Annotated in this window: 16 protein-coding genes and 1 pseudogene; 9 read left to right on the forward strand and 8 right to left on the reverse strand. The window is 62.1% G+C overall.

Annotated elements, in window-relative coordinates; genetic code table 11:
* From C451_RS23880 to C451_RS18945, 3 genes and pseudogenes are all read right to left on the reverse strand, one after another.
* Positions 1-155 (reverse strand): annotated as a pseudogene (locus C451_RS23880) (divalent metal cation transporter); the annotation flags it as partial.
* Positions 156-929: a phytanoyl-CoA dioxygenase family protein gene (locus C451_RS18940; protein WP_007743167.1), complete on the reverse strand. Its 774-nt coding sequence runs from the start codon at positions 927-929 to the stop codon at positions 156-158.
* Between the two features lie 103 nt (positions 930-1,032).
* Positions 1,033-1,473, reverse strand: a complete 441-nt coding sequence (locus tag C451_RS18945) for a hypothetical protein (RefSeq protein WP_007743168.1) — start codon at positions 1,471-1,473, stop codon at positions 1,033-1,035.
* Positions 1,474-1,819: 346 nt separating this feature from the next.
* Between C451_RS18945 and C451_RS18950 the strand changes: the two genes are divergently transcribed.
* The 5 genes from C451_RS18950 (at position 1,820) to C451_RS18975 (ending at position 8,602) form a co-directional block, all read left to right on the forward strand.
* Positions 1,820-2,272, forward strand: coding sequence for an ArsR/SmtB family transcription factor (locus tag C451_RS18950; RefSeq protein ID WP_007743169.1), 453 nt, complete (start codon positions 1,820-1,822; stop codon positions 2,270-2,272).
* Positions 2,272-2,547 carry a DUF7521 family protein gene (locus C451_RS18955; protein ID WP_007743170.1) on the forward strand — a complete coding sequence of 92 codons (276 nt, stop codon included), beginning with the start codon at positions 2,272-2,274 and terminating at the stop codon, positions 2,545-2,547. The genes C451_RS18950 and C451_RS18955 overlap by 1 nt, the downstream gene beginning before the upstream one ends.
* Before the next feature lie 213 nt (positions 2,548-2,760).
* Entirely contained in the window at positions 2,761-5,391 is a 2,631-nt protein-coding gene (locus tag C451_RS18960) for an efflux RND transporter permease subunit (RefSeq protein WP_007743171.1), read from the forward strand.
* 142 nt (positions 5,392-5,533) lie between these two features.
* Complete coding sequence (gene tnpC, locus C451_RS21195) at positions 5,534-6,970, forward strand: IS66 family transposase (RefSeq protein ID WP_394295075.1); 1,437 nt, start codon at positions 5,534-5,536, stop codon at positions 6,968-6,970.
* A 174-nt stretch (positions 6,971-7,144) separates the two neighbouring features.
* Entirely contained in the window at positions 7,145-8,602 is a 1,458-nt protein-coding gene (locus C451_RS18975; RefSeq protein WP_049913239.1) for an RNA-guided endonuclease InsQ/TnpB family protein, read from the forward strand.
* A 183-nt stretch (positions 8,603-8,785) separates the two neighbouring features.
* Here the strand turns inward: C451_RS18975 and C451_RS18980 are convergent, their stop codons facing one another.
* The 3 genes from C451_RS18980 to C451_RS18990 form a co-directional block, all read right to left on the reverse strand.
* Positions 8,786-9,187, reverse strand: a complete 402-nt coding sequence (locus C451_RS18980) for a hypothetical protein (RefSeq protein WP_007743176.1) — start codon at positions 9,185-9,187, stop codon at positions 8,786-8,788.
* A 106-nt stretch (positions 9,188-9,293) separates the two neighbouring features.
* Positions 9,294-9,584, reverse strand: coding sequence for a hypothetical protein (locus tag C451_RS18985; RefSeq protein WP_007743179.1), 291 nt, complete (start codon positions 9,582-9,584; stop codon positions 9,294-9,296).
* Positions 9,581-10,057 (reverse strand): hypothetical protein, encoded by a 477-nt coding sequence (locus tag C451_RS18990; protein WP_007743180.1) that lies wholly within the window; start codon positions 10,055-10,057, stop codon positions 9,581-9,583. The genes C451_RS18985 and C451_RS18990 overlap by 4 nt, the downstream gene beginning before the upstream one ends.
* Before the next feature lie 136 nt (positions 10,058-10,193).
* On the opposite strand from C451_RS18990, the gene C451_RS24135 reads away from it, so the two are divergent.
* From C451_RS24135 to C451_RS19005, 4 genes are all read left to right on the forward strand, one after another.
* Positions 10,194-10,322 (forward strand): hypothetical protein, encoded by a 129-nt coding sequence (locus C451_RS24135; protein WP_275039341.1) that lies wholly within the window; start codon positions 10,194-10,196, stop codon positions 10,320-10,322.
* 62 nt (positions 10,323-10,384) lie between these two features.
* Entirely contained in the window at positions 10,385-10,645 is a 261-nt protein-coding gene (locus tag C451_RS18995; protein WP_007743182.1) for a type II toxin-antitoxin system HicB family antitoxin, read from the forward strand.
* Between the two features lie 5 nt (positions 10,646-10,650).
* On the forward strand, positions 10,651-10,899 hold the full coding sequence (locus C451_RS19000) for a type II toxin-antitoxin system HicA family toxin (protein WP_007743188.1): 249 nt from the start codon (positions 10,651-10,653) through the stop codon (positions 10,897-10,899).
* Between the two features lie 182 nt (positions 10,900-11,081).
* Positions 11,082-11,477, forward strand: coding sequence for a PH domain-containing protein (locus C451_RS19005; protein ID WP_007743191.1), 396 nt, complete (start codon positions 11,082-11,084; stop codon positions 11,475-11,477).
* A gap of 166 nt (positions 11,478-11,643) precedes the next feature.
* Here the strand turns inward: C451_RS19005 and C451_RS19010 are convergent, their stop codons facing one another.
* Positions 11,644-12,153, reverse strand: coding sequence for a ribbon-helix-helix protein, CopG family (locus C451_RS19010; RefSeq protein WP_007743193.1), 510 nt, complete (start codon positions 12,151-12,153; stop codon positions 11,644-11,646).
* 522 nt (positions 12,154-12,675) lie between these two features.
* Positions 12,676-12,945: hypothetical protein (locus C451_RS22680; protein ID WP_007743195.1), on the reverse strand; the 270-nt coding region annotated here is incomplete at its 5' end.

Consider the following 12,945-nt stretch of genomic DNA (forward strand, 5'->3'; position numbering starts at 1 on the left):
GCCGAGAGCAGGGCGACCCAGAGCAGCGTGTAGCCGAAGTCCGCACCGCCAGTGATGAGGCTGGCCATCGTCGCCGGGCCGGCCGCGATGGCTCCCGCGAGCCACGTCGGCCCGATGCTGCCGGTGAACGCTCGAAACCGCTCCGCGACGCTCATTCAGACACACCCCGGGAACTCGTCGCCAGCGATCGGATGGCTCTCGACCCACTCCGGCCGATCGTCCGTAGTAAATCTGGATCGCGAGCGCATGTACGCGACGATCATCGCTCGCCGCCATCGATCCGTTTCGTTCGGCGCGGTGTAATGGGGCAGCAAGCAGTGCTGGAACAGCACGTCGCCGGGGTCCATCGGCAGGGAGACGGTGTCACTCTCGTCGTAGTCGCTCCCCGCGAGCGCGATGTCGGTGTCGTACTCGACTTCCTCGTGGGTGAGCAAGCCGTCAGTGTGCGCGCCCGGAACCACCTGCATGCAGCCGTTCTCCGCGGTCGCCTCGTCGAGCGCGATCCAGACGGTAACGTGATCCATCGGCCGGATCGGATAGTACGCCGCGTCCTGGTGGAACTTCTTCTCGCTACCGACCTGCGGCGGTTTGAGCATGCCCGCGCTCCGCAGCAGTTTGAGGTTCGGTCCCTGAAGCTGCCTCACGACGTCGAGGATGCCGTCGTGGAAGGCGAGGTCGTGGAAGACGTCGTCCTCGCGCACCATGCCGACGCCCTCGAACTTGCGTACGGGCTCACCCTCGCCCTCGAACGTGTCGGGATCGATCGAGGGTTCGAGCATTCGCTCGAACTCGTCTTCGGCCCGCTCGCCGCGAACGTACTGGCGGAGGCGTTGCGTGACCGACGCGACCTCGTCGGGGGCGAGAACGTCCTCGACGACGAGATAGCCGTCCCGTTGATACCGCTCGAACTGCTCGTCGGTGATCGACATATCTTCCGGTGGTACTCATCAGTAGTTAGCGCTTGCGCATCGAGATCCCGACTTCGTTTCCCGACTATCCGGGAACGTTCGGAACGACGGATTTCGAATCAGTTCACAGCAGTCCGGCGACGACGAGCAGCGCTATCGAAACGATACTCGCCCCGAGAAACCACGGTCGTGCGTTCGTTGCCGCGGCTACTGCCGACTGGTTCGATCGACTGCCGGACAAGCGACGGAATCCGAAGAACAGCACGACTGCGAGGACGAGCCAGAGGCCGACCATCGTCAGGACGAGGTTTCCCCGGCCCGTCGTCTGGAGCGTTTCGGCGGTGTAGAGCGTCCCCGCGAGATGGCCACCGCTGAACAACAGCAGCAGCACCGACGCGGCCGTGAGATAGCGAAACCGACGTGCCACGAGCGCCAGTCCGTCCGTGTTCAGCAGCTCGCTGCGCGCGGCCGGGATGACGGCACCCGCGACGACGAGCGTGCCACCCGTCCACAGTGCGGCGAAGACCGTGTGGATGGTCATCGCCACGTCGAGCACGCTCGTCATCCGCGCCCCCTCGTGTCCGACCGTTCGCTCGTCGACGTGACTTCCCTTCCCCGGCGCGCCAGTCGATTTTCAGTCATCTGTTCGACATCTCTCAAGCGGATTCGTCCGGTTGCTCCGTTCGTCATCATCGGATCGTTCGGGGGTAGGATATAAACGCCATCGGAGGCGTCCCAGATCGTGGGAGTGCCACGGGCTGGGGCCAGCGACTCGCCCGACGACCGGGATCGTGCCATTCCGGCGATCTGGGAACGACCGAGACCACTATACCCCAGCCACCGAAAGAACCAGTGAGAGAAGCGATGATCGACGCCGACGCCCGGAGCGATATCACGGGAGCATCCTCGGTATGAGTGACCACGTCGGGTCGAACCGGTTATCACTGATCCCGTCGAACGCGGACACGACGGACGGCTCCACAGGAATGGCTCGCTGGACGGCCGACGACCCCGATGATCCCTCGCTCCCGACGGTGTTGCGATCGCTCGACGACGATCACTGCCGAGCGATCCTGGCGCTGTTGGACAGCCCGAAATCCGCGAGCGAGCTCCGCGACGAGTGCGACCTGTCCAGTTCGACGGTGTATCGCAAGCTCGAACTGCTCCGGGAATCGGGCCTCGTCAGGGAGTACACGGAGGTGCGCCGCGACGGGCCGAACGTCACGCTCTACGAGCGGGATTTCTCGGAGATCACCATCGGTGTCGACGATGACGGCGGGTTCACCATGTCGGTGGCGCGCCCGGAGACGGATGCCGAGGACCGACTGGCCACGTTCTGGTCGGCGATGAAGGAGGAGTCGTGATGGACCCGCTCGTCGCGTCGTTGCTCGTCGTCAAACTCGCCGCGCTCGTTCTCGGGGGAATCGTCTCCCTGATGGCCTACAGAGCCTACGATCGGACGCGGATCGCCGGACTCCAGTATTTCGCGCTGGGGCTGGCGGTCATCACCCTCGGCACCGTTCTCGTGGGTGCGTTCCACCACCTCGGCGGCGCGTCGATCACGCTCGGCATGCTTCTCGAAAGCGTGATCATCTGTGCCGGGTTCGCCGTCATGATCGTCGGACTCTATCGGACGTAGACTCCTCTCCCCCCCCTCCCCCTCCCTTTTCCTCCCTTCTCGTCACGGTTCCTGAGTGTCGTGTCTCTCCGTCGGAACGGCTCTCCCACGTTCTGGGAACCTTCCATCGCCCCTTATCGGTTCCTCTCGGAGGAGGGGTATGAACGGAGACGCAACGACGGATCGAGAACGGGATCGTGCGGTCGCTTCCATGTCGGATAGGGACGGGAGCCGATGAAACGCGACATTCCGTCCCGCTACGCGGAATTCCTCGTTTCGCGGAGTCGGCTGATAATCGCCCTGCTGCTCGTCGTCTCCGCGATCGTCGGCGCTGGGGCAGTCGTCGGCACCACGGAGGAAGGTCAGATCGGCCAGGCCGGCATCGACTCGCCGGAGCAGGCGGCGCTCGATCGCATCGATGCGACCTACGGGACCGACGACGCGGTGGTCTCGCAGGTCGTCGTCAGGGACGACGGCGGTAACGTCCTCACGCGCGAGTCGCTCCTGAAGAGCCTCCGATTGCAGAAACAGTTCCACGACAACGAATCGATCAACGCGACGCTGCGCGCGGGGACGGGAGCGATCGGCATCGAGAACATCGTGGCGAACGTCGCCTACGCCCACCAGCAGAGCGAGCGCGCCGATGCCGCGGGTGGTGACGACTCCAACGGGACCGCATCCAACGGGACAGCCGCGAACGCTACGGCGGGTCCGGGAGCGGAGCGATCGTCGGAGCCGACGCTCGATCAGCAGATTGCCGCCCTCGAATCCAGATCCGACGCACAGGTCGAGACGTATCTCAGCCGCATCCTCGATCCGGACGCGTCCGTTCCGGGCGACGACCCGGCCGAGTTCCTGCCGACGACGTACGAACCGGGCACGACACGGGCCGACGCACGGACCACCCTCGTCTTCCAGACGCCCCCGGGCGATTCGGTGGCGACCGAAGAGGAGGTCAACGACGCGCAGGTGGCGATCGACGCGCTGGTCGAGAACCGCTTTGCCGACGCGTTCGTCTTCGGGCAGGGTATCATCGACGAGGAATCCTCCCAGGCGATCGGCGATACGTTCACGATCATCACGCCGATCGCGATCGTCCTCCTGCTCGTGGTGCTCGCGATCGCCTACCGCGATCTGATGGACGTGCTCGTGAGCGTCTTCGGCGTCGCCGTCGTGTTGGTCTGGTACGCCGGCATCCAGGGCTGGCTCGGCATTCCGTCGAACTCGACGCTGATCGCCGTCCCCTTCCTGCTGATCGGCCTGAGCATCGACTACTCGCTCCACGTCGTCATGCGCTATCGCGAGGCCAGAACGGGCACTCTCGATACCGACGACGAGTCTGTCGAGAAACGCGATCCCACGGCCGCGATGCGTATCGGGATCGCCGGCGTCGTGCTCGCGCTGGCGACCGCCGCGTTCTCGACGGCCGTCGGCTTCCTCTCGAACTACATCAGCCCGTTGGGCTCGATTCAGGATTTCGCGATCCTGAGCGGTGTCGGGATCGTCGCCATTTTCGTCGTCTTCGCGGCGCTCGTCCCGGCGCTCAAACTCGAACTCGAACGGTTCTTCGATCGTCGTGATCGGGATCGACGGAACGCTGCCGTCGGCGTCGATTCGGGCTGGTTGCGCCGGTTGCTCTCGGGCACCGCCACGCTCGCCCGGCGCGCACCGCTTGTCGTCATCGTTCTCGCGGTGGTGCTCGCCGCCGGCGGTGCCTACGGCGCGACCGGCATCGACACGGAGTTCAACCAGGCCGACTTCCTGCCCCAGGACGCACCGGCGTGGATGGATTCGCTGCCGGGCCCGTTCGCGCCCGGTGACTACGACGTGAGCGAGAACCTCGACTACCTGAGCGAGAACTTCCGCCAGCGTGGCCAGGATTCGGACGGACAGATACTGCTGGAAGGGAACGTGACCGCACCGGCGCTGTTGACCGCCGTCGACGAGGCGGCCGAAAACACCAGCCAAAGCGGGGCGATCGTCGTCGGTGCCGACGGACGGGCCGCGATAGAGAGCCCGTCGTCCGTTCTCCGGAGCGTCGCCGCGCAAAACGAGACGGTCGCCGACGCGATCGCAACGCGCGATACGGACGGTGACGGGCTCCCGGATCGAGATACGGCGGCGGTGTACGATCTCCTGTTCGATGCCGCGCCGGAGCAGGCGTCGTCGGTGCTCTCCCGGGCCGACAACGGCTCGTACCAGTCCGCCAGGCTGACCGTCGGTGTCCAGGGCAACGCCTCTTCTCAAGCGGTCGCGGGCGACGTGCGGGACGTCGCGTCGACGATCGAAGGGGACGCGCCGGTGACGGCCACCGCAACGGGCGGGCCGGTCATCACCGCCGTCGTCCAGAGCGCGCTGTTCGAGACGCTCGTCGAGGGATTCGCCATCACGCTTGTGGTCATTCTCGGGCTGCTGGCCGGGCTGTACTGGTGGCGAAATCGTACGCCGGGGCTGGGAGTGATCGCGCTCGTCCCCGTCCTGATCGCGCTCGCGTGGCTGCTCGGGACGATGGCCGCCCTCGACATCCCGTTCAACAGCGAGACGGTCGTCATCACGAGCCTCGCGATCGGTCTCGGCGTGGACTACAGCATCCACGTCAGCGAACGGTTCGTCGACGAGCGCGTGCGCCACGATTCGCTCGCCGACACGCTGTCGGCCACGCTCACTGGCACCGGCGGCGCGTTGCTCGGGAGCGCGGTGACGACCGCGGCCGGCTTCGGGGTGCTCGCGCTGGCGCTGTCGCCACCGCTCCAGCGCTTCGGCATCGTGACGGGGCTGAGCATCGTCTATGCGTTCATCGCGTGTATGACGGTGTTGCCGTGTCTGCTCGTGCTCCGGGAGCGACTGCTCGCACGCGTGGCGTAGCGCAGTCGCAACTGACCGAACCCGCGTATCTGTTTAGCGGAACAGCCAAGGAGAAATCGTAGCTCTCAGGGAAGAGCAGGACGAACAGCCGCTAATCGTGCTTTCCGGGCCTGACGGATCGCCGGGTCGTTCGACCTCGGCGATCCGTTCTGCGGGTCGGACGATCCTTCCTCAGCGAGATCTCGCTCTTCTCGCTGAGAACGCGTTTCTTCGTCAGCAAAACGCCGCCCAAAACGAACGAATCGAGGAGCTTGAAAACCGCCTCAAGAAGTACGAAAACGCCCACACGCCGTCCAGCCAACAGGACGGTGCCGGACAACAGCCACAGAATGAGGAGTCGGAGCAAGACGAGGAAAATGACGAAGCTGGCGGCGACTCCGACGCCGCCAGCGACTCCTCGTCCGGACCTGGACGCAACCCTGGTCACGAAGGGACGACCCGGCCACCACCCGACCCGGACAGGACCGTCCGGGTCGGGGAGGCGTACTGTCCCGATTGCGACCACGTTCTCACCGATCCCGACGAGTACGTCTCCCGCGTCATCGTCGATATACCGCTTCCCATCCCGACCGAAGTCACGAAATACGAGCTCGGAAAGCAGGAGTGCTCCTGTGGCAACGAAGTTGTCGCCGAACATCCTGATTGCCCGGAGACTGGGCGGTTTGGGCCACGCTTGCTGGCCCAAACCGCTCTCCTCCGCTATCACGGCCGGCTTCCGCACCGGAAGCAGGCCGAACTGTTCGACTGGCAGCTCGACCATCCGGTTTCACCGGCAACGATCTACAACATGACTGAGCGGGTCGCAGACCGGCTGCGACCCGCGTACGAGGACGTTCGAGCCAGCGTCCGTGACAGCGACGTCATCTACTGCGACGAAACCGGCTTTCCGGTCGACGGCGACCAGCACTGGGTCTGGACGTTCGTGACTGACGAGGACGTCTTCTATACGATCGACGAGAGCCGTGGAAGTCAGGTGCTGGAGGACGTCCTCGGCGACGAACTCGCCGAGGACGCCACCCTGAGTTGTGACGGCTGGTCGGCGTATCCGAGCTATCACGGGAAGCTTCAGCGGTGCTGGGCACATCTGCTCCGAGAGGCGAAGTACGTTGCTGAGCGGCACGAAGAGGCCGAACCGATCTCGGAGGTACTGCACGATCTCCACGAGGACCTGACCGCGTTCGACGAGGAGGACCCGCCTGCCTCCGCTCGCGAGCGGAGGCGGGCGCGGGCTTCGCTGTGTCTGGAGGAGTTGATCAGAGCGGATTACGAGACCGAGGAAGTGACGCAGTTAGCCGAGAAGATCCGGAACGGGCTGGGCTGCTGGCTGACGTTCGTCACGGAGCCGGACGTTGATTCGACGAACAATCGCGCAGAGCGGGCTCTACGCGAGCAGGTAGTGATGCGGAAGATGTTCGGCGGACTCCGGTCGGAAACCGGAGTCCGCATCCACGAGACAATCTCGACGATGGTGGCGACGTGGGAACGCCAAGGACTCGATCCACCGGATCAACTGACGTCGATACTCGGAGGAGAGCAACCAGAATCACGTGCAGAGGCATCTACGAGAGGACCGCGCTAAACACGTACNTCTTTCAACAGCGAGAGAATCCCGTCCCGAGGCCGCAGGCCGAGGGGCGGGCGTGAATCGCGTAAGCTGTGTCTCGGTACTGTGCAACCGCCGACCACACGCCGATGGCTGGCCGGATATTCTACAAGCGGAATGCTTAGGTATGTTCAGTGACATAGGCTATGTATGGCGATTCAGTCCGTCACCCACACCCACCGCGCTTCCATACGGAACCAGCGGCAGGTGCGCGACGGGCTGGATACGCTTGGTTTCGCCGCCGCAAAACTCTGGAACGTCGCCCGGTGGACGGCAGGGCGCGTTTGGGACGCTTGTGGCCAGATTCCCGACGACTCGGTACTCAAGTCNGCCGCAAAACTCTGGAACGTCGCCCGGTGGACGGCAGGGCGCGTTTGGGACGCTTGTGGCCAGATTCCCGACGACTCGGTACTCAAGTCCTACCTCAAGAGCCACGAACGCTACGCGGACCTCAACGCACAGTCCAGTCAGCGAGTTCTCGAAGAACTCGCTGAGGCGTTCCGTGGATGGTACGGCCACCGAGACAACGGGAACGAGAAAGCGAACCCGCCCGGCTACCGCAAGAACGGCGACGAGCATCNTGAGGCGTTCCGTGGATGGTACGGCCACCGAGACAACGGGAACGAGAAAGCGAACCCGCCCGGCTACCGCAAGAACGGCGACGAGCATCCTCGTGCAACGGTCACGTTCAAAGAGGACGGCTTCAAGCACGACGAAAAGAACGGCTACATCCGTCTCTCGAAGGGCCGGAACACGAAAGAACACTGGTCCGATTTCATCCTGTGTGCCTACGACGCCGATCCGGACGTTACAATCGAGAACGTCCAAATCGTTCGCGCCGTCTTTGAACACGGCGAGTGGCGACTCCACATCGTCTGCCGTCACGAAATCGAGGTTGAACCGCCCGGCGACCGAACGGCAGGCGTGGACCTCGGAATCAGTAACATCGCCGCCGTCTCATTCGGGGACGAAACCCTGCTGTTCCCCGGCGGCTGGCTCAAAGAGTCCAAGCACTACTACAAGCGCGTCGAGTACGAGTGCGAAGGCGAGAACGGGCTTTCACGCCGCGCTCGGAACGCCAAGCGCACGCTCAAAGAGCGCCGCCGACACTTCCACCATACACTCTCGAAACGCATCATCGCCGAGTGCGTCGAACGTGGCGTCGGACGGCTCATGGTCGGCGACCTCAACGGCATCCGCTCGGAAGACGACGGTTCCGGTCGGAACTGGGGTCGTCACGGGAACAAGATGCTCCACGGATGGGCGTTCGGGCGGCTCACGACGATGCTCGAATACAAGGGCGAAGCTGCCGGTATCGAGGTGGTCGTGGACTCCGAACGCGACACGTCGAAAACCTGTGCGGTGTGCGGCCACAAGAACGGTAGCCAGCGTGTCGAGCGCGGTTTGTACCACTGCGAGAACTGTGGTCGAACGGCGAACGCCGACGCGAACGGTGCGGAGAACATCAGACAAACGCTACTCCCGAATCCAGACGCTTTCGACCGGCTGGATAGGGATAACGGCTGTATGGCACAGCCAGCGACGTACTCGTTCGATGCTACGGAAGGACGGTTCCTTCCACAAGAACGGGTGCGCTGCGAACCCTAATATCCCAACTGCGGTCGGGAAACCTCGGCGTTTACGCCGAGGAGGATGTCATTTCNCCTTCCACAAGAACGGGTGCGCTGCGAACCCTAATATCCCAACTGCGGTCGGGAAACCTCGGCGTTTACGCCGAGGAGGATGTCATTTCAAACCCCTGCTGCTGAGCACTGAGTGTCCTGCTCCCGCTCAGGATTCGGGCTCGATCAGCTCATCGCCAACGGCCCATTCAGGCTCAAAGCTGACGTTGTTGAGCAGGATCTCATCGATGTTTGCATCGCGGCCGCGCTGCCGTGCGCTCTCGGCTTCGAGTTCGGCGCGACGGGCCATCACCGGCGGCACGTTGACCCGTAGGTTCACTTCCGTCCGCTCAGCTTCCTTGTCGATCCACGCGAAGTGCATCCGCACGGCGTGCTCGATCCACTCCTCGACGCTCTCGCTCGCATACTCGGCGTCACTGTTCTGCTCGATCTCGAACTCGATACGTTCGATGTCGGCTGTTGGGAGTTCAAGCTCGACGCTCTCGGTCTGTCCGGTGCTCTGTTCGTCGCCGTCGTGCGGGCTCTCGCCCGTGTCGCTGTTGGCTGCCATAGCGTTCTCTGTGGCACGCCGCCGTCGCGATGGCCATCATGCCCCGTCGCGTGACGAGCGCGCCGTTCCAGGAACGGGAGAGCGGCAGCTCTCCTTAGGCGCGCTCTCAATCGATGAACTGCTGAATGGCGTCGGCGAGCAGTTCATCGTCGCTCATACCCCGGTGGCCGGCGATCCAGGATAGGCGCTCGCCGAGTTCGCTGTCCGGATCGACGTGGATAGCGAGACCGTCGCCGTCCTCTCGGCACGTCACCGGGCCATCGCCGACGGGTGCGCCGCCGTCAGTCGCGATGATCCCGAACTCGTTGAGCGTCGCGCGATCGCCCTCGCTCTCGCTGCTCTCGTCGAGAATCATACCGTCGTCGCCGGCCACGATGATCGGATCGACGTCGTTCATTGGCGCTCCTCTCGTGGGGTGTGCTCGCGGCACTTCCCCGAACCGAGAGCCTTGTCGGGCATGTCATAGCAGCCGTCCTTGTCGCAGCGTTCGCCGAGCTCGCGCTCGTAGGTGTCGCGGGTGTTGGCGATCTCGCGCTCGATCCGTGTCACCGATACGACGCCAGGGACTCGACTCACGACGTCATCGGCAAGCGCGAGCATCCGCAGGTGTTCGCGTGCGATCGTGGTAGTGTCGCGGCCGGCGTTCTCAATTTCTTTGACGTGTGCGGTGCCATCGGTTACGTAGTAGGTGAGCGCGAGCCGGTAGCCGTCGTACCCACCGAATCCCACCGTGAGTTCGATCTCACGGATCGAGCCGTCGGCGTGACGCGACACGTCGGGACCGTAGCCGTGAATCTCCGGCCGCTTGTCTCGTGAAAGGTTGGTTGGTTGCTGTACGTCGTCAGTCTCTTGTCCGCTGGATGTGTCCATCGACATGCTGGCTTCCGTCAGCACCGGTTCGGGGCCACAAACCCCGGACCATTCTCACGCGAGAACAGTCATCCAGTGCTTACTCTACGCTATACGACCGGCATACTTTAGTCTATCGAATTTCTATGCTCTATGTATGGCGAAGAACGTTCACATCGAACTTGACGACGAACAAGCCGAGCGGTTAGAAGCTGAGAAAGACCGGCGCGGGCTCACGTGGAAGGGAGTGCTGCTGCATGGCTGGGATATCGAAGGTGATGAATAACGATGCAGCAGGATAACCGATCACCCACAAACTTAACCAACACTACGTCCGCTAGTAGCACCATGAGCGATTCCCTCTACCGCGGCGGGTTCACCGTCGCGCGCGAAGAACACTACTGGGTCGCTACCCACAACGATACAGGGATCGCTAGCCACGGCGAAGATCCAAACCACGCTATCGATCAGGCTATCGAAGCCGTTGAGCTCGCCCAATCCGACCCCGAACCTGCTTCGGAGGAGAAGCAAGATGAAATCCGGCGGGAGTTCGGTATTGACGTCGACGACGATGAGCGTGGGATCGAATCGCCGAACGGGATGCCGTAGCTTGGATGCCGACGAGACAGTTCTCAAGCCGAGAGATCCTCAAAGTATTCGACAAGGCCAACTGGGACTACGCGGGTAAGGGCAGCGGTAGCCACGTCGTCATGACGAAACGCGACCATAGCGGAAAGAAATACACCGTCGTCATTCCGATGGGGAGAGACCCCGTCCCAATCGGGACACTCAAATCCATCATGAACCAGGCCGGCGGCTCCGACTGGGACGAGTTCTGCGAGTGGATCGAGAACAACTGCTGACCGACGAGGAGATCGCTGAAGCCCCGCGAGGCGCTCGAAGAGCTCCGTGAGAACGATCGCGAATATATTGCGGAGCATCTCGGTGGCGAGACTGAAGACTACCGCCACGACGCGGACTAGTTCATTCTTTTCTTAGAGGCTGGAACCCTTACCTTTATTGCATATCTCAAGCTCTACTACTCATGAGCTTGATGGAGCGGGTGAGCCGGTATGGACGGCTCCACAGTTCTCTGGGGAAATTCAGCCGCAAGAACCGAAAGGCGATCAAATCGATGCTCCACGGCGATGAGGAGTATGTGACTGCCATCTCATCAACAAGCGGCAGATGGTTGCGCTGGCGGATGCGAAAAAGCTTGAAGCTTGTTCTCACCACTGAACGGATCATCATGTTCAAACGAGGTTGGCTCTCGCAAAGAACTGAGGATTACTCTCTTAGCAAGATCACTTCTATCGGTTACAAGAAGGGTTACTCATCCGGCAAGATCCATCTCCAAGGCTCGTCTATTGATGACAGATACAAAGTCATGCCAAAGGCGGGGCAAAAATTCGTCACACAGGTGCGGAAGTATATCCCTTAGCTTCTCCCCCCACAGTTTTCACGCTACGATCTAGCCGATCCTGAAATTGCACATCAACCATCGCCCCCGTGGCGGTTCAATCAGCTGTCCCGCCATCCGCTGGCTCGCCGGCCAGCCACCACCACGCCCGACGTATCACGTTCGCCTGGCGGCGATCTTCACGGCNTCAATCAGCTGTCCCGCCATCCGCTGGCTCGCCGGCCAGCCACCACCACGCCCGACGTATCACGTTCGCCTGGCGGCGATCTTCACGGCGCTGTTCGCGCTGCTTCTGGATCTCGCGTTCCTCTTCGACGTACTCGACAAGCTCGTCGACCTCGCGCTCTTTGTTGTTTACTGCCTGCAGTTGCCGACGTACGTTTTCGAGCCTCGTTTCCGTCTCGTCGAGTTCGCGTTTCAGTTCGTCGCGCTCGCTGGCGATCTCCTGAAGCTTCTCGTTCTCCTCCTGATAGTGATCCGCGTAGGCTTCGGTTTCATTCTTCAGCTGGTCACGTTCTTCGAGCAGATCGTCGTATTCATTTCGGAGTTTTTCGTATTCACTCCTCAACTCCGCGTATTCGTTCCGCTGGCCGATAATATCTTTCAAGTGACTGTTTCGGGACACTCCCTTTTCCTCTGCTTCGGCATCTAACTCGTCGACGACGTCCGGATCAAGGCGCACCGAGATTGGATTCATACCCTTCCCAACATGGTGTATTCACTTAGTAGTCAGTCAGACACAACTCCGTATTCGTGATGTATTCACCGCTTCTCAGCGGCCGCGTTGCGGTTTCTTGCTTCCATGATAATGACCCATTCTAGAGAACTTCTCCCCGCGAACCCCCGCGGCGTCTAGTTCCCATGGGGAGGGTGATTATTGGGTTACTGAGAATGGTCGGATAGCATGATATATTGAGCGGGGTCGAGAAGAGAGTTACAAATCGATGATGGGGTGTCCGGCGTGATCGAGCCGGCCGGGTGTCCACCGAGCGAGAGCAGCGCAAGCCGTGGGGTGTCCACTATTTTAGCCAGCAGCGTTACCTGTTTCGAGTCCGAAGGGAGCGCAGAGGCACACAACTATGTCCTCAGCCCCTGCCGCGGCGGCGGCCGAAACTCCGTGTCCGAATTGTGGGTCGTTGCGTGCCGAACTCACACCAGCGGCGGAGCTTGAATACGAGTGCTGGCACTGCGGCGAAGGGTTCGACCTACCACGGATCGGCTAGGGCCACTCAGTGGTGCGTGATTGGGGGTCAGGCGGGTTGGTCTGTGCATCGAGAGCATCACTGAGAACATCATCACCGACGCGCTCAAGAACAAAGCGCTGCTCCTCTCTGTTCAACGACTGAATCCCTTCATCGTTGATTCTCTCTTTCAGTGACTGAATGTCCTCGCGCGACCACTCAGCAAAGTCAATATTGACCTTGACGTCGTGAAATAGCGTGCCTTCTGCTGACTCCGGTTGGTGTCTCTGCTCTGCGACAGTCCGAAG

It is taken from the genome of Halococcus thailandensis JCM 13552 (genome assembly GCF_000336715.1).
Classification (GTDB): domain Archaea; phylum Halobacteriota; class Halobacteria; order Halobacteriales; family Halococcaceae; genus Halococcus; species Halococcus thailandensis.

What these genes read in the sequence shown, in the direction of transcription:
- C451_RS18985 (WP_007743179.1), bottom strand. Translation starts at nt 9,584, where the DNA reads ATGAACGACGTCGATCCGATCATCGTGGCCGGCGACGACGGTATGATT.
- C451_RS19010 (WP_007743193.1), bottom strand. Translation starts at nt 12,153, where the DNA reads ATGAATCCAATCTCGGTGCGCCTTGATCCGGACGTCGTCGACGAGTTA.
- C451_RS18995 (WP_007743182.1), top strand. Translation starts at nt 10,385, where the DNA reads ATGAGCGATTCCCTCTACCGCGGCGGGTTCACCGTCGCGCGCGAAGAA.
- C451_RS19005 (WP_007743191.1), top strand. Translation starts at nt 11,082, where the DNA reads ATGAGCTTGATGGAGCGGGTGAGCCGGTATGGACGGCTCCACAGTTCT.
- C451_RS24135 (WP_275039341.1), top strand. Translation starts at nt 10,194, where the DNA reads ATGGCGAAGAACGTTCACATCGAACTTGACGACGAACAAGCCGAGCGG.
- C451_RS18955 (WP_007743170.1), top strand. Translation starts at nt 2,272, where the DNA reads ATGGACCCGCTCGTCGCGTCGTTGCTCGTCGTCAAACTCGCCGCGCTC.
- C451_RS18940 (WP_007743167.1), bottom strand. Translation starts at nt 929, where the DNA reads ATGTCGATCACCGACGAGCAGTTCGAGCGGTATCAACGGGACGGCTAT.
- C451_RS18950 (WP_007743169.1), top strand. Translation starts at nt 1,820, where the DNA reads ATGAGTGACCACGTCGGGTCGAACCGGTTATCACTGATCCCGTCGAAC.
- C451_RS18990 (WP_007743180.1), bottom strand. Translation starts at nt 10,057, where the DNA reads ATGGACACATCCAGCGGACAAGAGACTGACGACGTACAGCAACCAACC.
- C451_RS18945 (WP_007743168.1), bottom strand. Translation starts at nt 1,473, where the DNA reads ATGACGAGCGTGCTCGACGTGGCGATGACCATCCACACGGTCTTCGCC.
- C451_RS19000 (WP_007743188.1), top strand. Translation starts at nt 10,651, where the DNA reads ATGCCGACGAGACAGTTCTCAAGCCGAGAGATCCTCAAAGTATTCGAC.
- C451_RS18960 (WP_007743171.1), top strand. Translation starts at nt 2,761, where the DNA reads ATGAAACGCGACATTCCGTCCCGCTACGCGGAATTCCTCGTTTCGCGG.
- C451_RS18980 (WP_007743176.1), bottom strand. Translation starts at nt 9,187, where the DNA reads ATGGCAGCCAACAGCGACACGGGCGAGAGCCCGCACGACGGCGACGAA.